30 protein-coding genes and 1 pseudogene are annotated in these 19,391 nt (G+C 38.9%); 20 read left to right on the top strand and 11 right to left on the bottom strand.

Going from position 1 to position 19,391, the window contains the following annotated elements:
* Positions 1–653 precede the first annotated feature (653 nt).
* The 3 genes from A3GQ_RS0120215 to A3GQ_RS0120225 form a co-directional block, all read right to left on the bottom strand.
* Positions 654–1,313 (bottom strand): SDR family NAD(P)-dependent oxidoreductase, encoded by a 660-nt coding sequence (locus A3GQ_RS0120215; protein WP_028778595.1) that lies wholly within the window; start codon positions 1,311–1,313, stop codon positions 654–656.
* Between the two features lie 26 nt (positions 1,314–1,339).
* On the bottom strand, positions 1,340–1,726 hold the full coding sequence (locus A3GQ_RS0120220; protein ID WP_028778596.1) for a nuclear transport factor 2 family protein: 387 nt from the start codon (positions 1,724–1,726) through the stop codon (positions 1,340–1,342).
* 509 nt (positions 1,727–2,235) lie between these two features.
* On the bottom strand, positions 2,236–2,577 hold the full coding sequence (locus A3GQ_RS0120225; RefSeq protein ID WP_028778597.1) for a hypothetical protein: 342 nt from the start codon (positions 2,575–2,577) through the stop codon (positions 2,236–2,238).
* Between the two features lie 598 nt (positions 2,578–3,175).
* Here A3GQ_RS0120225 and A3GQ_RS0120230 point away from each other — a divergent pair.
* Both A3GQ_RS0120230 and A3GQ_RS0120235 read left to right on the top strand, forming a co-directional pair.
* Positions 3,176–3,754, top strand: a complete 579-nt coding sequence (locus A3GQ_RS0120230; RefSeq protein WP_028778598.1) for a hypothetical protein — start codon at positions 3,176–3,178, stop codon at positions 3,752–3,754.
* Positions 3,755–3,807: 53 nt separating this feature from the next.
* Positions 3,808–4,086, top strand: a complete 279-nt coding sequence (locus tag A3GQ_RS0120235; RefSeq protein ID WP_028778599.1) for a tyrosine-type recombinase/integrase — start codon at positions 3,808–3,810, stop codon at positions 4,084–4,086.
* Between the two features lie 86 nt (positions 4,087–4,172).
* Here A3GQ_RS0120235 and A3GQ_RS0120240 read toward each other — a convergent pair whose 3' ends face one another.
* The 3 genes from A3GQ_RS0120240 to A3GQ_RS27425 form a co-directional block, all read right to left on the bottom strand.
* The gene (locus A3GQ_RS0120240; RefSeq protein ID WP_028778600.1) at positions 4,173–4,382 is read right to left on the bottom strand and encodes a hypothetical protein; all 210 of its coding nucleotides are present in this window, start codon (positions 4,380–4,382) and stop codon (positions 4,173–4,175) included.
* Between the two features lie 55 nt (positions 4,383–4,437).
* Positions 4,438–4,605: a hypothetical protein gene (locus A3GQ_RS27420; protein WP_156877845.1), complete on the bottom strand. Its 168-nt coding sequence runs from the start codon at positions 4,603–4,605 to the stop codon at positions 4,438–4,440.
* Between the two features lie 179 nt (positions 4,606–4,784).
* Positions 4,785–4,970, bottom strand: coding sequence for a hypothetical protein (locus A3GQ_RS27425; RefSeq protein ID WP_156877846.1), 186 nt, complete (start codon positions 4,968–4,970; stop codon positions 4,785–4,787).
* 230 nt (positions 4,971–5,200) lie between these two features.
* On the opposite strand from A3GQ_RS27425, the gene A3GQ_RS0120250 reads away from it, so the two are divergent.
* From A3GQ_RS0120250 to A3GQ_RS28290, 13 genes and pseudogenes are all read left to right on the top strand, one after another.
* Complete coding sequence (locus tag A3GQ_RS0120250) at positions 5,201–5,530, top strand: ArsR/SmtB family transcription factor (protein ID WP_083964339.1); 330 nt, start codon at positions 5,201–5,203, stop codon at positions 5,528–5,530.
* Positions 5,531–6,048: 518 nt separating this feature from the next.
* Complete coding sequence (locus tag A3GQ_RS0120255; protein ID WP_028778602.1) at positions 6,049–7,131, top strand: N-acetyltransferase DgcN family protein; 1,083 nt, start codon at positions 6,049–6,051, stop codon at positions 7,129–7,131.
* Positions 7,132–7,181: 50 nt separating this feature from the next.
* Positions 7,182–8,294 carry an alanine/ornithine racemase family PLP-dependent enzyme gene (locus A3GQ_RS0120260; RefSeq protein ID WP_037465687.1) on the top strand — a complete coding sequence of 371 codons (1,113 nt, stop codon included), beginning with the start codon at positions 7,182–7,184 and terminating at the stop codon, positions 8,292–8,294.
* Positions 8,295–8,901: 607 nt separating this feature from the next.
* Complete coding sequence (locus tag A3GQ_RS0120265) at positions 8,902–9,312, top strand: hypothetical protein (RefSeq protein ID WP_028778604.1); 411 nt, start codon at positions 8,902–8,904, stop codon at positions 9,310–9,312.
* Positions 9,313–9,455: 143 nt separating this feature from the next.
* Complete coding sequence (locus tag A3GQ_RS0120270) at positions 9,456–9,746, top strand: hypothetical protein (protein ID WP_028778605.1); 291 nt, start codon at positions 9,456–9,458, stop codon at positions 9,744–9,746.
* Positions 9,747–9,892: 146 nt separating this feature from the next.
* A pseudogene (locus A3GQ_RS28560) lies at positions 9,893–10,051 on the top strand (phage integrase N-terminal SAM-like domain-containing protein); the annotation flags it as partial.
* Between the two features lie 45 nt (positions 10,052–10,096).
* Positions 10,097–10,417 (top strand): hypothetical protein, encoded by a 321-nt coding sequence (locus tag A3GQ_RS28565; protein WP_028778606.1) that lies wholly within the window; start codon positions 10,097–10,099, stop codon positions 10,415–10,417.
* A gap of 674 nt (positions 10,418–11,091) precedes the next feature.
* Positions 11,092–11,550, top strand: coding sequence for a MerR family transcriptional regulator (locus A3GQ_RS0120285; RefSeq protein ID WP_028778608.1), 459 nt, complete (start codon positions 11,092–11,094; stop codon positions 11,548–11,550).
* 13 nt (positions 11,551–11,563) lie between these two features.
* Positions 11,564–12,019, top strand: coding sequence for an SRPBCC family protein (locus tag A3GQ_RS0120290; RefSeq protein ID WP_028778609.1), 456 nt, complete (start codon positions 11,564–11,566; stop codon positions 12,017–12,019).
* A gap of 53 nt (positions 12,020–12,072) precedes the next feature.
* Entirely contained in the window at positions 12,073–12,648 is a 576-nt protein-coding gene (locus A3GQ_RS0120295) for a dihydrofolate reductase family protein (RefSeq protein ID WP_028778610.1), read from the top strand.
* Between the two features lie 213 nt (positions 12,649–12,861).
* Positions 12,862–13,053 carry a hypothetical protein gene (locus tag A3GQ_RS0120300; RefSeq protein WP_028778611.1) on the top strand — a complete coding sequence of 64 codons (192 nt, stop codon included), beginning with the start codon at positions 12,862–12,864 and terminating at the stop codon, positions 13,051–13,053.
* 174 nt (positions 13,054–13,227) lie between these two features.
* Positions 13,228–13,563, top strand: a complete 336-nt coding sequence (locus tag A3GQ_RS28285; RefSeq protein WP_028778612.1) for a tyrosine-type recombinase/integrase — start codon at positions 13,228–13,230, stop codon at positions 13,561–13,563.
* 2 nt (positions 13,564–13,565) lie between these two features.
* On the top strand, positions 13,566–13,766 hold the full coding sequence (locus tag A3GQ_RS28290; protein ID WP_169818318.1) for a tyrosine-type recombinase/integrase: 201 nt from the start codon (positions 13,566–13,568) through the stop codon (positions 13,764–13,766).
* Positions 13,767–13,960: 194 nt separating this feature from the next.
* Here the strand turns inward: A3GQ_RS28290 and A3GQ_RS27435 are convergent, their stop codons facing one another.
* Together A3GQ_RS27435 and A3GQ_RS0120320 are read right to left on the bottom strand one after the other, a co-directional pair.
* Positions 13,961–14,116 (bottom strand): hypothetical protein, encoded by a 156-nt coding sequence (locus A3GQ_RS27435; RefSeq protein WP_156877849.1) that lies wholly within the window; start codon positions 14,114–14,116, stop codon positions 13,961–13,963.
* A gap of 68 nt (positions 14,117–14,184) precedes the next feature.
* Positions 14,185–14,769 carry a hypothetical protein gene (locus A3GQ_RS0120320; RefSeq protein ID WP_028778614.1) on the bottom strand — a complete coding sequence of 195 codons (585 nt, stop codon included), beginning with the start codon at positions 14,767–14,769 and terminating at the stop codon, positions 14,185–14,187.
* A gap of 208 nt (positions 14,770–14,977) precedes the next feature.
* On the opposite strand from A3GQ_RS0120320, the gene A3GQ_RS25130 reads away from it, so the two are divergent.
* Positions 14,978–15,307: an RNA polymerase sigma factor gene (locus A3GQ_RS25130; RefSeq protein ID WP_051272177.1), complete on the top strand. Its 330-nt coding sequence runs from the start codon at positions 14,978–14,980 to the stop codon at positions 15,305–15,307.
* A 50-nt stretch (positions 15,308–15,357) separates the two neighbouring features.
* Here the strand turns inward: A3GQ_RS25130 and A3GQ_RS0120330 are convergent, their stop codons facing one another.
* Positions 15,358–15,684 carry a hypothetical protein gene (locus tag A3GQ_RS0120330; protein ID WP_028778615.1) on the bottom strand — a complete coding sequence of 109 codons (327 nt, stop codon included), beginning with the start codon at positions 15,682–15,684 and terminating at the stop codon, positions 15,358–15,360.
* Between the two features lie 210 nt (positions 15,685–15,894).
* Entirely contained in the window at positions 15,895–16,419 is a 525-nt protein-coding gene (locus A3GQ_RS25880; protein ID WP_028778616.1) for a DUF4309 domain-containing protein, read from the bottom strand.
* Positions 16,420–16,683: 264 nt separating this feature from the next.
* Between A3GQ_RS25880 and A3GQ_RS0120340 the strand changes: the two genes are divergently transcribed.
* The 4 genes from A3GQ_RS0120340 to A3GQ_RS28135 all read left to right on the top strand — a co-directional run bounded on the left by A3GQ_RS0120340 (position 16,684) and on the right by A3GQ_RS28135 (position 18,855).
* On the top strand, positions 16,684–17,013 hold the full coding sequence (locus tag A3GQ_RS0120340; protein ID WP_028778617.1) for a PadR family transcriptional regulator: 330 nt from the start codon (positions 16,684–16,686) through the stop codon (positions 17,011–17,013).
* Positions 17,010–17,708, top strand: a complete 699-nt coding sequence (locus A3GQ_RS0120345; RefSeq protein ID WP_028778618.1) for a permease prefix domain 1-containing protein — start codon at positions 17,010–17,012, stop codon at positions 17,706–17,708. The genes A3GQ_RS0120340 and A3GQ_RS0120345 overlap by 4 nt, the downstream gene beginning before the upstream one ends.
* A gap of 257 nt (positions 17,709–17,965) precedes the next feature.
* The gene (locus tag A3GQ_RS28130; RefSeq protein ID WP_028778619.1) at positions 17,966–18,454 is read left to right on the top strand and encodes a tyrosine-type recombinase/integrase; all 489 of its coding nucleotides are present in this window, start codon (positions 17,966–17,968) and stop codon (positions 18,452–18,454) included.
* Positions 18,455–18,477: 23 nt separating this feature from the next.
* The gene (locus A3GQ_RS28135; protein WP_245596870.1) at positions 18,478–18,855 is read left to right on the top strand and encodes a tyrosine-type recombinase/integrase; all 378 of its coding nucleotides are present in this window, start codon (positions 18,478–18,480) and stop codon (positions 18,853–18,855) included.
* Between the two features lie 98 nt (positions 18,856–18,953).
* Here A3GQ_RS28135 and A3GQ_RS0120360 read toward each other — a convergent pair.
* On the bottom strand, positions 18,954–19,391 hold a 438-nt coding region (locus A3GQ_RS0120360; protein WP_156877851.1), incomplete at its 5' end, for a Tn3 family transposase.

The following is a 19,391-nucleotide window of genomic DNA, read 5'->3' on the forward strand; positions in this document are numbered from 1 at the left end:
TAATGTGCTCATAGAGAGTAACACAAGAAGTTTTCTTTTTGTGAGCTGCAAATGTGGAAGCTGGTAATAACGCAGCACATGCACAAACCGCTAAAGAGGAAATCACAGCAATACTCTTTTTCATTCAAACAACTCCAATTACAATATTTGGGAATCAACCCTTTTGTATTATCTCCTAAATATTTCGCCATTTAGAACAAAATGGAATCATCTATCGTAACGTATTCCTTACCGTACCTGTGGCCCATGGTACACTCCAAACGGAGGGTACTACTACTTGAAATTTACCAATCAGACTTCTGGATCTACGTACTATGTTAACCCGTATTCTCTAGCTAACTAGGGGTAGAACCAGCAACCGAACGACAAACCCTAATTCGACCAATAAATGGAAAACGACTTGAGATGTCCCAAATTGATCTGGACCCAAGTCGTTTTGTATTTTAACTCTTTTTTCCCTGTGACGAATTTTTGCTCCAGAGATTAGAGATTGAAAAAACAGATTAAGAAGTTCTTCTAAGAGAATAATTCAAATTACCGATATACTAAAAATCTAGTATTTTAATGAATATCTAGTGCTCTGTTTCATTGCTCTCATAATTGGATGACTAACATACATAACCGGATTAGAAGGATTGTCAGTATAGCATTGATTATGCTTCTTTAAAAATAATTTCTTTCTGATCCTTATTTCTATATGCATCCCAAAAAACATCCGCAATATGATCGGGATCGTAATAGGTTCCTCGTTGTACATGATCAGCAATCAAAACCTGTCCTACATAGATTCCATATGGAGATAAGGTATCAGCTAAAGAAAGGGCAAGTGAACGAATTGCCGATTTACCTATCGATAACGAGGCATACTCTGGATTCGGATCAAGAGCAATGGTTCCTCCAGTGAAGAAAAGAGTTCCTTGTTTACGTTCGATCATTTCAGGAATCACTTGTTGAGCACTCGTTAATGCACCTACTGTATTCACTTTAAAGTCATCTATTAATTGTTGTTCTGCTAATGTAAGGGCATCTCCTGGAACAATATTCGCCACATTATATACAAGAACATCAGGTACCCCATAAGCTGACTTGATTTGCTTAATAGCTTTTTTCAGCGACTCTGAATCAGCAGCATCGGCGGAAACACCATAAGATTCAATATTTTGTTCCTGTAGTTCTTTTGTGTTACGTTCCAGAGATTCTTGAGTTCTGGAAACAAGAATAACCTGAAATCCTTGTGTGCCAAATTTTTTTGCTACACTTAAGCCTATACCTGGTCCTGATCCAATGATCACAAGTAATGGTTTGTTGTTCATTTATCTAAATCTCCTTTTTTATCTTCTTAATGCATGGCTTCAATAATTTTTATTGTATCCGTATACTGAACGAATTTAACAATCTTCCCTGATTCCAATGTTAAAACATGAGCGAATGAGGCTCTCGTCTCTTTGTTGGTCCGTTTATAGATACCACTATAGTAACCAAGTGCTATAATCTTTTCCCCAGCATCACAATACTCATGAACATCACTTCTCCACTGATTCCATTCCTGAGAAAACATAGGAAATAACTCTTCAAAGTAAGCACCGATCCCCTGATAAGTTTTTCCATTTGGAAATCCTTCAGTCTGGACCCATTCAATGTCTGGCGACAAGCTCTGACGAATGGTTTCCGAATCACCTTGGGAAACAGCAGAGTAAAACCTTTCGACCAAAGTTAAATTTGTCATCTGTATGGAATCCTTTCATTCATTGATAACGAATTGACTTTTATAAAAGTAACCCAATACTATTAGTACTAGTAATTTGGTATATTCGTATCTTAGGCCAAGTGATCTTAATTGTCAATAAAAAGAGTTGCTTTTTTCTTATTCCACCTTTTCGAGGCGTTGTGCAAAAACACCCAATTAGAGAGTACTCCTTATTCCGCTTTTTCGGGGGATATGCAAAAATACCCTATCTACATTGCGAAATACCGACGCATAAGCCTCAAATGTATTGTCATCTATTGCTTTACATTCAAACGGGAATGATTTGGTTTCCATCAATTACACCACCTTCACGTAAAAAAGACACCCCAAGGATGTCTTTATATTAGCTTTAAGTTTTTAATTAAAATTGATCTTGCATCTTTCTTGATCTCCGATTCAGTAAGTCTAATGTTCATTTATTTTAACTATATAGGAATTATCCGCGGGCGGTCACCTTTCGAAGAAGAAGGTGCCGCCCAAGGCGTCAGTTAGACACGGCAGCCACGAAGGAACTGCTCGAACTGCTGCCGAGTGGTGGTCTCGTCCATCTCTGCCAGCTTCAGGACGAAGAGGAGGTTGGACGCGATCTTCTCGGTTCCAGCGTTCCTCTGGACATCCGCCAGAAAGGCATCCGTCCCAGCGACGATACCGCCAGCATCGAACTCCTGAAGAGCCTCCGAGATGCACTTTTCCAGATGCTGCTGAGCCTCGGTCAGCGGCTTGGCGGGACTGGTCCCGGTGGAATGGGGCATGACTCGGAGCCTGTTGGGTCCGATCTTGCCCGAAGCAGCGAGCTGTGCCATGTTCTTGGGCGTGGGTCGACCAGTCATCACTGACTCCTTGAAAAGTTCTCACAGCCGAACGACTCATGTAACCATGTAGCATCATCTTCATGACGACGCTGGTGAGATTACCTTAAGAATATTGCAAAACAGTTGAAGTTTCAAGATTCTATTGAGGTAAAATAGATTCTTCAATTATCAAAGGAACTCTGTCACTGGACCTTTATTACATGGTAACCCTCAGCACACCTGCAATTAATGGTTTCTGTTCCATCACTGGTACTTGGATCGCCTGGAAACATAAGCCCATTAGAATATGGCTCATCAATTCCTTTAAGCTCTTCATCAGCTGATGGCTGGTCCTTGTGCGTGAGTCTTTTGCGCTAATCCATTCTTTTTTAATGGTAGCACCGTAGATTTTGCCGCCGTTCTACTTCCATAAGAACTTGTGGATATAGTTTCAGTCCTCGCGGGGGAACAGCAAACCTTTCTGCATTAAATTTCAGAAAATTGAGAAATATAAAGAATTTGGTACTACCATTTTGTTGACGACTCATGATCTGACTGATATTGAGGCTTTATGCAGTCGAAGGGGTGGCAAAAATATTCAGATTGTGTTTCATATATATTGATAGGAGGATAGGTAATGCTCTGCTATACTAAGCTAAGAAGTATAAAACGAGACAAGGAACTCATAATGGACGGTAAGATTTTCACAGATATCTGCGTCGTAGTTCTCGTCACTGGCATCATTGGCTTGATTTTCTTCGCAAGTAAACTGAAGAACAAGCTCTCCAAGTCGGAGCAAGATCGAGCTGAGTTGCAGGAGAAGTTCTCCCAATCCGAGCGGGATCGAGCTGTGTTGCAAAGGAACCTTGCAAAGCCTGCGGAACTCGAGAAAGTTCTTGATGCACTGTCTCGTGCTGGGGAGAAGCTGAAGATCGGCAGGGCAGAGCTGAAGCTGACTAAGGTTGACCAGCTGAGAGCTGAATCAGAACTGAAGGCGGCCCGGCTGAAAGTCGAGGGAGAACTGAAGGTTACCCTTGAAGCACTGAGGAAGGCCAAGGAGAATTTGCGGGAAACTGAGGAGCAACTCAGTTTGATTCTCGAGCACGCTCCGAGGAACGCCAGGCTTGTTGCGATGAGTGAATTGATCGAGTCAGGCAGATTCCTCGATGCATCTGGTCTCTTCGCTCAGATGCAGTCCTGCGCAGCTGAGGACTGACAGCCTCATCACCGTCCCGTCTCGTTTAACCGTCCCTCTTCATCTAGTGATAGATGGGGAGGGACGGCACTCGTTTTAGTCCCAAAACCAGCAAACGCGAAACAAAGCGTAATATGCCCTTGGGGGTTCCATCGAAGATAGAACAATCTATTTCGCCACATAAATTACGCCATTTCTTGCTAACATGGCTAAAAAAACAAGGAATTGATGATGCGCTTATTCAACCTTATTCAGGACATGCAAGCCGCCAATCTCTTGAAGTATATTCGAAGCTTGCTATTGCAGAGGCACAGGGCGAGTATGAACGCGTAATCCTCGAATTTCCTGTATAGATAGATTACAAAATGACTTGGGCTTTTAAATGAATCCCAAATCATTTTTCCATTTATTGGACAGATGGCGGCAAAATTGAGCTTCGCTACCTCCACCCCTTAGATAAACGATGACCACTTTGGAGCCATTCTTCAACAAGTTTATACATCCCCCAAGGTTGAAGGCTGATTCTATGTTCAGTCCCTTTATCTCCAGTGAGAGGACTTATATCAACTTTCCCATTAATTTGCACACTATAATGTGGCTCTTCAGCGTGGTTGTATTGAGTTAAATCTTCTTTATTCCAATATGACATTTATGTTTTCACTCTCCTTTGCTTATTTATCCGACAAAAGATGAATGAAATCATTTTAAGCAGACTTATTTATTTTATGAACTTCCCCAAACGGCACGAGCTCCCCATAATCATTATTGAACATCACTTGATATCGTTTTATTCTTTGATTGATGTAGAATACAACTCCACGACGGCCATCTTTCAATTGAATTGTGTCGCCTTTTTTGAGTATTGGAACCATTCGATCAACTCCCTGTATGTAAAATAAAAGAGCCCCTCACTGGAAGCTCCTTATCTATAAATATAAAAGAAAATTATTTTTAAACGACTGACCGACAGAACCCATCTTGAAGACAGATCCTGTCGGTCATTTGCCCTGCTAGACCTAGAGAGCCTTATTAGCTCTCTACTCCGCGATGATTACGGGCACTCTGAAAGAGTGCCGTCACACACCTGCTTCTTGTCGCAGGGGCAACGCTCCATCTTGGGGCTCAGGTCACGCGGGAGCAGTGATATCAGCGGGCAGGCAGGAAGAACCGCCTCCACGTCACGCTCACCGTTGCCGGCGTCCACCTGCTGGCGCTCCAGCAATTCCATGATGGCCATGAATGTCCATTCGTTGAATCTGTGTCTTGCCTTAGTCAAAGACAAGAACAATTAACTTATACAAAATAGCATAAAAAAAGTTCGAATTCAACTTTTTTAATTCAAATAGTAATAATTTCATACTCCTTCCCTGAGAATTGGAACCATTCGATTAACAGAAGAAAATACTGAATTATTTTTTTCTTTTATATATGTTGGTATGTATATACGTATTAGTATATATTAAGTTCATGAACACAATCACTATGCAATCAACCCTACTTACAATCGCTGAGGCGAATCGCTTTAACATCATTGAATTGTTAAAGAAAAAACCTCGATCAGTGAACGAATTGGTAAAGGAATTGAACATCGGTCAACCTCAAGTATCTCGTCATTTACGTATTTTGAGCGAGGCTGGACTAGTGCGTGTGAATCAAAAGGCCCAACAACGCATTTATAGTCTTGAACCCAAGCCTTTTCAGAAACTTGATGCGTGGTTTGATTCGTTCAGTCAGCTATGGGAAGAACGACTGGATCAATTTGAATCCTACTTAAGCAACTTGGAAAGAAAGGAGTAAATACGGGTTGCGGGGAGATACATGTAATTTTAGGACATAATCTGTTTAATATTTCCATCTATGAGTTCTATGTCACTTTTTTAGTTAGTTAGGCAACCAATTCATAAGGTATGGAGCACTTGGTTAGCTCCATAAGTGTCACAGAATACAACTTCTACGTCATATTTTCGAGGTATCTTTCGAGGGTAATATCAGCTTGGGGAACCCGTTGAACTCCTGCCATGAGGACAGCGAGATTTACATACTATTCCGAATATAAGCTGCATTTTTGTTCTTCTATTGCCAGTAACGCTTATTCCAGTTTTCTGTTCCACTGCTCCCTAAACCCCAACTGCGGATCTATGTTATAATGATAAGAGTGGAAGGAATATTTTACATTTCAAATAAACACCTTACATTTTAGGGGATCATCCCTTCGCCTGCTGGCACTACAAAAATGTACAGGTGTTTTTTTATTTTCCAAATAATGTAAATATATTAGCAGGACTTTCAAAACTAACTATAGGGGTGAAAGTACTATGAAAGAAACTGCAATAATATATTGTGATAGAAAATTTGGAACAATGGACGGCAAGACTGCAAATGGGTTAATTAGAAACTCAAAGAATTATCAAATAGTCGGGGTAATTGATAGTACAAAAGTTGGTATGGATACCGGTGAGTACCTAGAAGGAGAAAAAAATGGGATTCTGATATTCGAAAATCTTGATCACGCTCTTGAAAACCTGCCGAAACAACCAGACCATTTTATATATGGAATAGCTCCTTCTGAGGCATTTTTGAAGAATGATGAAAGAAACATCGTGTTAAAGGCAATGAAAAACGGAATGAATATTGTTAACACTCTTCATGAATTTTTTACGGATGATGAAGAATTTGTTACGCATTCTGCAAAATATGGAGTCAAGATTCGAGATGTTAGAAAACCGCCTAATAAAAAAGATTTACACCTTTTTTCAGGACGAATTTTAAATGTTCCAACCCCCATTGTAGCTGTACTTGGAACAGACAGCGCAGTTGGTAAAAGAACCACATCCGTTTTACTCGAAGAGGCCTTAACGAAAAAGGGATTGAAAGTTGCTTTTGTGGCAACAGGACAAACCGGTTTAATTCAAGGAGCTAAGTACGGCGTTGCGATAGATGCTATACCTTCCCAATTCATGACAGGCGAAATCGAAAATCAGGTTATGAGGGCATATGAAAACGAGGATCCAGATATTATTATCGTTGAAGGACAAGGTGCGTTAAGTCATCCCGCATATATTAGTTCATGTGGAATTATACGAGGTTCAAGACCCGGAGCGGTTATTGTTCAACATCCACCAAAACGCAAGAGTTTAGGCGATTTCAGTTTTATGGAAATGCCAACATTAGAAAGTGAGATAGAACTCATCGAAACCTTTTCATCATCAAAAGTAATTGCCATTACCATTAATCATGAGGAAATGACAGATAAAGAGATTCAGAATACTATTGCAGATTATGAAAAACAGCTCAAACTTCCAACGACAGATGTCCTTCAGCATGGATGCGATAAGCTTATAGAAAGCATATTTGAATCCTATCCAGCATTGAAAAAGAAAAGAGTTTCAGTAAATTGACTCCACCAGTATTGCCTAGGACACCATTGACCTCTTCTAGGACTTCGTTGATGTTACCTAGGATTGATATTAATCTTGCAAAAATTGCACATAACGCCAAGAAACTAGTTGATATGTATGGCTCCAAGGGAATCGACATCATGGGTGTTACGAAAACTATCTGTGGGGACCCAATCATTGCAAAGGTTCTTGTAAATAGTGGCATTCCATCCCTAACAGATTCTAAAATAATGAATATCAAGAAAATGCGCCATGCAGGTATTCAGGCACAATTTGTCTTATTACGCACTCCTTCTTTAAGTGAGATTGAGTTGGTAGTAAAGTATGCCGATATCAGTATTAATACCGAGTTAGCAGTCCTTAAAGAGCTCTCTGCTAGTGCTAAGAGACACAACACCTTGCACAAGATTATCCTGATGATAGAAATGGGAGATTTAAGAGAGGGAATTATGCCTACTGATCTCAAGCGGTTTGTTCATGAAGTCTTGAAACTAGAGGGAATTAAGATTGTTGGAATAGGAGCTAACTTTGCTTGCTTTGGAGGGGTAAAACCAAATGAAGCTAAGATGGACTATCTATCTTCACTAGCCAACGAAGTAGAAAAGACATTTTCGCTGTCCCTCTCATTTGTTTCAGGGGGGAATTCGGCTAATTACAATTGGTTTATGAATACAGAAAATATTAGTAAAATAAACAATTTAAGGTTGGGGGAATCGATCTATTTGGGGCGTGAACCCCTTTGTCGAATGCCAATCCCAGGATTATTTACAGACGCATTTAAATTTGTTTCAGAAGTGATTGAGTCAAAAGTAAAACCATCTGTACCTTACGGAGAAATAAGTCAGAATGCATTTGGAAGCCTTCCGCAATTTCAAGATCGTGGACACATGAAGAGAGCCATCCTTGGAGTCGGATTTCAGGATGTGCTTGTAACAGGACTAACGCCTAGTCTAGACATAGAAATACTAGGGGCAAGCAGCGATCATACCATTCTGGACACAAAGAAAATTGATTTGAAAGTAGGAGATGAAGTAACGTTCGACCTTAACTATGGTGCATTACTTTCAGTTATGACCTCCCCATATGTATCTAAGAATTATATCAATGCTAACAATCAGTCTCTCTGGTTGATGGCTAGCTCAGTGTCCGTAACCAGACTATAAAGCCCAGACCCAGCAACCGAACGATGAACCATAATTTGCCAACAATTGGAAGTAATCCTGCGGACTAGAGCAGCAACCCTGTCACCACAAAATCAACTGCTGCCCAAGATCAAAGTTAAGCCGAAGGGCATCATTGGGTATTAAAGCCTGGTAACTATGCCAATTTCACGAAGAAGAAACTCGGTAAAGGTTCATGGAATGATGTTGTATCCTTTGTTAATGTTATAAAGTATTTCTAACAGAAAACACTTGACCTCTAAGCGTATAGAGGTCAAGTGTTTTTCTTTTTGACCAGTGAGGGGTCCCCGTATCATTTCGGGAAAATTGTACGCTTAGACATATTTTAGACACAAATAAACCGACTACCTGTACGTTAAGCAGTTGATTGAGTGTTTTTTCATGGACCAAACTTTTTATGATCGACTAGAAGTTATTGCATGATAAAAAGATCGGTATGTATTTAGTTGTTAAAATGAGTAAGACATATATTGGCATCATAAATGTGTAAATTTGATAAAATTCAATGTCATAGAGTTGATAAATACCCAATCATGAGGTTTAATTTTAATAATCAATGAATTCGAATTATTTTTGGAGTGATTAAATAATGTTAACGAAAGTAAGAATTTCTTATCTCACTTTTTTTGTATTTGCACTTTTTGCTGTTTTTGGTCTCTCTGTTAATCAATCATTTGCTGCTGTTTATAAGTCAGGATATGCTAGTTTTAATCCGTACTATCAAACAAAAAGCTTTCAACTTCCAAATGGAACATACACATATAAAGATAAATCAAAGTGTAAAGTTCGCCCTGTAAGTCCAAATGGTTACTTTGTAGATTTATACAAGGGTAACAAACGAGTAAAACGAATTCTTACTACCAATTGTTATGAGGAAAGGTCCCATTCTGCAAAATTTACCGTTTCTTCAGGTAATTATCAATTACGCTTTACAAAGGATAAAAATACTGGTTACTCTAAAGATTATATTCATGTAACAAGTTATTCGATTTCTAAGTAAACAAAAAAACAGAAGGGTAGTATATCCTTCTGTTTTTTTGTTTACTATTATTACCACCTGTTATATATAGATGACAAGAACAAAAATTTCAACTAAAGTAAAGATAATCGATAAAATCCCTATCTCGAACGCAGGAGTCCTCCATGAAGGAAAACGTTTCAGAAGAAGAGATGTACCCCGCCAAGGATGTCATTGCCAGCATGATCGTGATGGTGATCTCCACCATCTGGTCTTGCATCCTGGTGTTGAACATTTTTTCCCACGCAAATCTACTCGAACTGATTCTGTTCAGTGCCCTGTTCGACGCTATAGCCATGAGCGTGTTCATCTACGCACGTCGAGTTCTCCGAGTTCTTCAAGACATTCGTGACGAACTGGTGAAGCAACGGATCGAGAAATCACCTGTGAACGCTCATTTTGCTACCTCTTCCTAATAAAATCCAATAATCCAAACTCGTCATAGTCGAAAGGAGAATATGACGAGTTTTTATATAATAGTGGTATCCAACCATGAAAAATGGATGGCTTAACGAATACTCGTCGTGTTCTACATGAGGGGGATGGATAGCTGGGTACAATAATAACACTTGCAGATTATTTTGATCAATTAGAACGAAAAGGATTACATCAAGCAACCATTCAATCTCACCGATCTTCTATTCTCCGATTCATTAATTGGATAGAAAAAAAGGAGCCTCATCTCTTAGACGATGATGGGATCTCTATTTTTCAAAAGATCTTTCAAAAGCATATCCAGTTATTCAAAAAAACAGCAGGAAAAGAAATGAATTGTAAAACAGGAACCATTAATCTTACGATTCGTCATTTAAAGCAATGCTTAGCTTGTTTATTGGAACACAAACTCATTCCAGATAATCCAGCAGAAGACATTGGGTATATTCCCGAAGATCGGTTAAAACCAAAATGGATCACAGAACAGCAAGAACGGAAGTTGTTTGCTGAGTTTCGACTCCTTTTGGGTAACCAAAAACAGTATCGAAAAGTAATTCGTGAATATGCCATGATCGCCTTGATGTATTTTACATTAACGAGCGTTCAGGATGGATCTACATATTCGGAAAAGAAAATAAGCAACGAAAAGTAGATCTAAACAAGTCTATTAGGCCCAGTGACAGGGTTCCTACCATTAACCGCAAAGTAGCATCATGATTTTTGTGAATTAATTATTTATATTTAATAATTTGAGCGGCGATATCTTAAGTTACCATGTGTTTTACACGGGCTCAAAGATACCGCCTTGTGAACGCTCAGAAGATCTTCTTCATCACATCTTCTTTTCCTGATCCTTCCGCTGCTTCACCAACTCCCGAAGGTATCCGACAGCTTCAAGAGTAGCAGTGAGAAGCATGACGGAAAGGGAGGTTCCCATTGAGAACATCATCCATTCCCTGCCCTGATATTCGGGGAACGAGTACCACACGATAGATCCACCGAAAATACCGGTGATTACGGAAATGGTGTTATTCCTGGAGTTATGCATAGAGAGCTCCTGCGTTCGAAACGGCTTTACCGATTACTTTTATTTTAGATTGCATTTTATTTTTTGTCATCTAGTTCTTTTCAAGGCGAGTAACATTACTTTGCGGTTAATAGTAGGAACCCTGTCACTGGGCCATAAATGGATGGACGGCTTTTCTTCATCTTCCGCACTTGGAGATTACTTATTTTTTATATTCCTCTTGCACCTTACGTAACGTAATGCCTTATAGTAAAAGCACATGAGAGACAACATAAAAAATAAAGCAAAGGATCTGATGTATGGAACCACAATGGAAAGTAGGTGAACTAGCAAGGCTAACAGGCTTAACGATTCGGACATTGCGTTATTACGATCAGATTGGTCTATTTTCACCTTCGGAATATACAGAAGCTGGACACCGCCTCTATAACCAAGCCGATCTCTCGCGGCTACAACAGATTTTATCGTTAAAAGAATTGGGGCTATCACTTGAAGAAATAAGATCAGCGTTGGCAGGCACCTATTATGATCCGTCACGAGTCATTTCTTTGCAAATCGCTCGTCTCAAAGAGAATATTCAATTGCAACAAACGATGCTGCAAGAACTCGAACACGTTTGGAAGATGATGCAGCAGAACAGACCTTTGACGCTGGATGACTTTACCCGATTATTAGAATTGACGAAAAAGAGAAATGAGAAATATTTTATCAGCTGGGAACACAGCCTAGATATGCTAGGTGATTATCTAACTGAATGAGGAGGACAATAAAATGACAGAACGATTTGTCAAACATGATACTTTTGTGATTGAACGGGAGTACAAAGCTAATCCAAAACGGGTATTTACTGCATGGTCAGATCCAGAACAGAAAGCACAGTGGTTTCCAAAAGCAGAAAAGTTTGAGTTTGTTGTAGGAGGCCGTGAATGGAATCAAGGAGGACCTCCAGGAGGTGCAACGTTTACATATGATGCTTTCTATCAAGAAATTGTCCAAGATCAACGAATTGTCTATACGTACACGATGGATATGGACCAAGTGCGTATCTCGGCTTCTATCGTATCTGTTGAATTAAAGCCAGTTAACGTGGGTACACGATTGATTTTTACGGAACAAGTTGCCATGTTTGATGGTCATGATCGTGTCGAATATCGCCAACAGGGAACGGAAGCATTTTTGGACAAGCTCGAGAGTCTATTTCAAACAGGTACTCAGGTAAAAAAATGAATAGGACCCCAATGTATAATTAGATATCCCTCATGAACAAAGGAGAACTGAAAATGAGAAAACTCGTTCTATTTCTGCACGCATCGCTTGACGGTTTTGTAGAAGGGCCGAACGGTGAAATGGACATTGGCTGGGTTTCCTACGATGCTGATTTGGAGAAACACGCGAAAGAAATTCTGAGTACTGCCGACACTGTCATTTGGGGACGTGGGACTTATCAGATGATGCACAGTTACTGGCCATCTGTGCCTTCGAACCCATCAGCTTCGCAGCATGAACGGAATCATGCCGAGTGGATCGAAAAGACAGCCAAAATCGTTTTTTCCACGACGCTGGAGAAAGTCGAATGGAACAATTCCAGACTGGTGAAAGAAGATGTCGAGGAAGAGATCAAGAACCTCAAACAGCAGTCAGGCAAGGATATGGTCATCCTCGGCAGTCCTAGGTTCGCACACTACCTTATGCAGCTTGATTTAATAGATGAGTATAAAATTACGGTTTCTCCCGTCCTGATCGGCAGCGGATTGCCGTTATTCCAAGGTCTCAAGGAGAAGATCAATCTTAAACTTATCGAAAACAAGACATTTGATTCTGGAGCCATAGGCCTCGTTTACCAGACGGTTAGATGACCTTGTCTCCTAAAGTAGATTACGCTAACGGATTACGTTAGCGTAAGGGGACAGCTCTTGATTTTACAGGGCTATTTATATAACTCGTCATGATCTCTAGCAGAATGTGACGAGTTTGTTTGTTATAATTGGATATAACACCATATTCTAGGATGTTAACGACCTTAAAACTCGTCATGTTCTACACAGAGACAGTAACAAGAGGTGCAGATAATGAACAAATCGGCTGCATGGGATGATTATTATACATATTTAGAACACAAAAGATTAAGCCCTGCAACTATTGCCTCCCATCGATCTTCTATCAACCGTTTCATTCTTTGGATCGAGCAAAAAGAAACTCACATGGCGGACAGCGAAGAATTAACCATCTTACAAAAAGCATTTCAAAAAATCTGCGAGTAGAGAGCTGAAATGGAAAGCAGGAACCATCAACTTAACGATCCGTCATTTAAAACAGTGCTTTACTTGGTTGCTTGAACAAAAGTTGATCCCAGATAACCCAGCGAAAGAAATCAAATACATACCTGAAAATCGATTACAGAACAACAGGAACGTAAATTATTTGCAGAGCTACGTTTGCTTCTTGGCAACCCCAAAAGATATCGAAAAATCATTCGGGAATATGCAATGATTGCATTGATGTACTTCACAGGAATACGGGTAGAAGAATTATGTAATTTGAAGTTATCTGATGTACAGATCCATGAACGCTCTGGTTGGATTTATATCTATGGAAAAGATAACAAACAGCGTAAAGTTGATCTCAATAAGTCTATCCGTAAGGTCTTGAAGCAATATAAAAAGGAATATCAAGGAAATTTAAAAGGAGAATATCTCTTTGATTCACAAAGATCGAATCAAGTTACAACTCGAGGAGTACAACATATCGTGACAATTATGCTACACGATTGAATATGCCAGATCTTACTTGTCATGCATTACGCCATACTTGTTTACACAATCTTGTCAAGGCAGGTGCTCCTCTTTCCACTGTAGCAGAGATTGCAGGTCATTTGAAAGTGGATGGTACGCCTAATATTGATATGACTTTACGTTATATTAAACCAGGTGAAGAGGAAAAAGCCAATGCAATGGAATCAATTAGTTGGGATTAGTTACTATACTAATTTGGGAAAATTTTCAGATGTGGCCCCTCATTCCTCGAATCGTTCACATACCCTAATAAGCATTAGCAGACACGAAAAAAGATGGCTCCTGATCAATTCAGAAGTCATCTTTTAGCTTGATTAGGGTCTTTTTTCTACTTTTAGGGTTACAGTTCATTGTGATTTGAGGCGTTTGTAGTTTTCTATTTTGTAGAACGGCGTTCTAATTGATCAGCTTGGATTTTTCTATTACTCTTTGGCGGGAGTGGCTGTGGATTCAATTGAATCTCACAAGCCTGCCTTTTCACATTTTTTCTACTGATCTTCTTGTTATTTGAATCGGATTGGTCCGTAATCATCAATGGCAACCTCTTTTTTATATTTTATAATCAAACAGCCTATGTACTAGAACCCCATTTCTAGATCTCTAACATCGGAAGAGCACACCCTCACCTCTGTAATTAGTGTTTTGCCAGAGATCAAACCAACTCACGTAATTGTTATCAACAAACCTGTGTTGACGGAATTTTCGATTCCAATTACATTGGACAATATAGTCGTCATGCGGGAATCCCCAAGAGTGAATAATCCCACCAGCTGAATTTCTAAAATACAGACCGTGTGGAACACCTAAGGGTTCTCCTGTTGGCGCTCCCCTTCCAGTACGCCAGCCGAGAGAAGTAGTAAAATACTCAAAATTTACTACAACAAAGGGAACTCCAGTCGTAGGATTGGCCATCTTCGTCGCAGTCACTTTAGCATCTTCCAAAGAAGCCATTTCCCCCGGAGCACCCGAATATATAATGCGAGGAAAGACTGCGGTCTTTGACTCTGCAGTTAGTGACTTCGTGGTATCAATACCAAATATCTTCGCTACTTCAGGGCTGATTTTCACTTCCTGCAAGGTCGGTTTGATCAGGGTGTCTGGTGTTATCATCTCGGACACACCAGGTACGAAAGTATCCTTCACATTGACCTTTTCTATCTGTTCTTGCGATAAATTGTTATCCATGTTTTTCTCCTTTTTCAAGAAATAATTAACCCTAACTTAACAACCTATGTATTTTTTATTATGTACAGTAAACGAAAACACCATGTAACTATCTCCAACCAATTCCTTAATTAGGCGTGGTGAGACGATAGATGCTCTAGTCCGCAGGATCATTTCCAATTGTTGGTCAAATTAGGGTTCGTCTAATAACTAGGAAGAGGAGATGGATATGCAACATGATCAATTTGAACAACTTTTAATCGAAAATGGAGAGTTTATTTTTCGTTATCTTGTAAAGCTAGGGGCTAGCAGAAGGGATGCAGAGGATATCGTACAGGATACCTTTTATCAAGTTTTACTCTCTTATCAGTCTATTCATCTAAGTAAATTGAAACCATGGCTTTTTCAGGTAGCTATTAATCGATATTACGACTTTTGCCGTAAACGGGGTCTCGCCGTCAAAACGCGGAATTTCCCCGCTAAGGATGAAAACAAACGAAAAAGGCCACACTATACACATAATGTGACCTTCAGTCCTTGTGAGGTGAAATTTGACTAGCAAGAAATATATCTTATACTGTCGATCTCTTGTCTATAAAAAATGTCCTTTTATTTTTTTGAACTATAGATACAGAGTTCTTGTCCTTTTTGTTGCATGTGTAAATTAGCTTCTCCATTTATTGTGGCTTCTATAGTCTGTTTATCGCTAGTAAGTTCATATACATCTTTGATTTTTTTCTTATATGTACCTTTTAAAATCGTATCATCAGGTTGCTGAAATTGAAATTCGCTTTTCGTTAAGATTACAGCCTTTGGACAATTTTGATTTCCGGCAGTTAAGTTCCAGTTCCCTTCTATTTTTCCGCTACTAGCATTTGAATTACATCCAGTTAAACTAGCTAAGCAAAGAGCACTTACTACAATGATTTTTTTCAATTTCAAACTCCCCTTTTAATATTGAAAATTATAACAGTGGTTCATTTGAGTTCTCTTTTCCCATGTACACCACCGGTTCAAGAATAGAGGGCACTTGGGGAATAAAAAAACAGAATTTGTTTGTTACTTTTTACGAAAAACACACTATTCTTTCTTTATGAAAGGAAAAGAATAGTGTGTTTTTCCACCCTTAGAGAAATCTTTTATTATTTAAGGTAAGAGCACGACTGCTTTCAGAGTGTCTGCCTTTTTTCCGGTTTTATCATAATTAAAAGCAAAATCGATCTGATGTTTACCAGCTAGGTACCTGACATAAATAGCATCTTCTCCCTTTGTTTCCTGCTTTGGATTTCCGAGGACTTGTTTCACCTCATCATAAGTGATCTTTTCATATCTTTTGTCTTCAGAAAGTATTTCAGATACCTTTCCATCTGATAGCAAAAACATAATTTTCTTCTTTTCATATTTCAAATAGGTGCTATCCCCACTAGTTGGTTTTCCCCATTTTTTTTTAATATCACTGCCATTGGAACCAATAGCAAAGTTTTCGCTGTTGATGGTTTTTCCTTGTTTAGCTAGGGTCATGGTCTGTTCAATGGTTTGCCTGTGATTCTGTTGTGTTTGTACTATTTTGGTATTAGGTGTTGTAGCATGCGTCACAATAGGTAACAGTCCCGTAAGAGCAATCCCTGTTAAGAGTGTTGTTACCACTATTTTTTTTGTCGTGTTTTTCATCTTTCCATCTCCTATGCGGTTTATTGATAAGACTAGGATAACCTCTGGTGCTAATTGATGTTAGGACCGATTCTATTAGACAAATAAATTTGCCAAGTCAAAAAGTATGTTTTTATTGGGATGTGATTTAACTAGCACCACTGGTATCCAATATAGATTGTAATACAACATAGATAGTAAAGCAACATATAGCAGATTACTTTCGTTGATATAGTTGCAAATCATAATATGTTGCTTTACTATCTATGGTAAGAAGGTGATAAAATGGATAAAGAAATGATGAAAGGTAGTGTAGATATTCTCGTTCTGTCTGTTATCAATCGTGGAGATACTTATGGATACGAGATTATGAAAGTGCTCCGTCAACGAAGTGAAGATCGTTACTTGATGACTCAAGGTACTTTATATCCATCTTTGAAACGCTTAGAGAAAAAAGGATACTTGACTTCCTATTGGGGAGATGCTCCTGAAACCGGTGTCAATCGAAAATTTTATTCTATTACGAATAGTGGGAAGAAAATATTAGAAGAAAAAATAATGAGTTGGAATAGTATCACGAAATTAATTCAACTATGCAAGGAGGGAATTACATGAATGAGTTTCAACTCTATGTCAATAGCATTGTTCAACAACTAAGAATTTCAAACCGAGAGAAAACAGAATTAGCTTCCGAGTTCATGGATCATCTTTTACTTCTAAAACAAGAGTTTATCGAACAGGCATATACGGAAAAAGAAGCAATTAGGATGGCCATTGATGCATTTGGTTATTCAAATGACATCACTTCTGAACTCCAACAAAGCATGAATCCATTTCACAAATGGATAAGACCATTTTTTTGGTTTTCTTTCTCCACGTATCTCTTTTGGTTTGCATATCATTTTGGTTTTGTATTTTTAGAAAGAAATGAAATCGTGTATGGTCATCTCTTTCGAGATCATTTTACATTTGACATAACTAGTTCTTTATACGATTTATTCATACTAAGTCCGACTGGTCTAACTGGTCTAGTGGTAATGCTATTCTATTCGATTATTACGTATGGTCCATTGGGTTTTCTCTGGTCTTTCCTTTTTCAAAAAAGCTTTCCAAGGAATTTGTTGGCTAGTCTCTCTGTGATCCAGTTGTTTCACCTTTTCACCTTTAGTATCAAATTAAATATGTTTGATACATCTCGCATTCTACTTCATCTCGCAGGTTTTACTGTTGGTTATCTTTTCTTAAAATTAACTCGTTATGTAAAAAATAAATGGTCTACTCTTACCCCTTCTCCGATTCACGAATTTTGAGTCATCAAACAATTCGCGTGCACCTAAATTGATGTTTCTCTTTTAAACCACCGAAGGATCGAACTCATACTCAGAGAGTTCAGTCCTTTTTCTTTTTCAAGCCTGTTATGTTAAAGGGGTTTCGCCAGTTATGACACCCCCAACCATTGATATCAAAAACTCGATGTAACTTTACAGAAGGTATATTCGGTAAAGTAAATAAGTCAAAACAACTACTTTTTCTTTACCGAACACGTTTTGCTGAAGGAGGATTAATCATGACCTACATAGAGTCATTTCAATTCTATCTCCATGAGTATGGAAAAGGACTTCGGACGATTGAAGAATATGTTGCGGCTGTTTTGGTGCTTGAAAGATGGTATATCCATCGAGAGGGACATGAATTTAATCCTGATCTCATTACAGCTAGAGATTTACATGATTGGGTCTCTTATATGCAAACCATAGAACGTTTAGCTCCTGCTACGATTAATAAACGTGTAGCTGCTATTAAAGTCTACTGGTCTTTTCTCGTTCAACATGATTACTCAACACTTGATCCTACTCAAAAAGTGAGGATGAAACATATTTCTCCTTTAGAACAAGCTCCTAGATGGCTTACTCGTACCAAACAAGATAAATTCTTACATCGAGTAGAGAAGGAAAAGAATCCATGGAAGAGAGCTCGAAATCTCGCAATCGTTCAAACGATGCTACAAGCAGGTCTCAGAACTTCAGAGGTGGTATCCTTAGACATCAAGATGTAGACTTAAGAAGAAAAACGTTGACTGTGATTGCAGGTAAAGGTGGGAAGAATCGAATTGCTCTGATAAATCCAGATTTGATGAAAGCAATGGGGGCTTGGATCAAAGCAAGAGAAGAGATAGCTGAAAAAGCCCTATTTGTATCTGAACGAGGATATAGTCGAATAACTCGTCAGGGAATTCATTATCTCATCAAAAAATATTTAGACTCGATTGGACTGATAAATTACTCGTCTCATTCTCTTCGTCATTCCTTTTGCCGGAACCTAGTAGATGCCAATCAACCATTACAAATTATTGCTCAACTGGCAGGACATGAGAGTCTAGAAACAACTCGAAGATATATTACACCTAGTGAACAAGACCTAAGAAAAGCAGTGGAAAGCATAAGTTCAGAGAGATAAAAGGAGAGAATGAGCCATTGAGGGGGACATCCGAGATAAGTCCAAAAGCGGCACGATAGATAGGGAAAATTGGAAAAAGGGCACAGGGGCCCTTTCTATCAAGCACTTTCCAACTCTAATTTTAATTTCCCATCGAAAGGTTGGGGTTGTTTTTCCAAATCAATGATATAATCACCAAATCGTTTAATGTGTTCCGTCAAATAAGGACTAATTGCACTTAGATCCTCTGGGTTTACTGGATACCCTTCTTTTCTTAACTGTCGTATTACTTCGGTTAAATCCACAACATTTTGAAAAATAACGGCATTTGCAACTAAGTCTCCATATTTGATAATTTTCTCTTGTTGCTCCGGGTCATTGGTGGCAATAATTCCAAATCCACCAAAGCATAACCATTTGGAAAATCCGTTATAAGCCTCTACTTTGTTTGTCGTTGCTGTGATCGTTCTACGAAGATGGATATCTGCAATGTATTGGAGCAAGAAAATGGTACGAATCACACGTCCTAGTTCCTGAAATGCCTGATAGAGTTTGTT

Origin of the sequence: Shimazuella kribbensis DSM 45090, from assembly GCF_000428065.1 — a bacterium.
Classification (GTDB): Bacteria; Bacillota; Bacilli; order Thermoactinomycetales; family Thermoactinomycetaceae; genus Shimazuella; species Shimazuella kribbensis.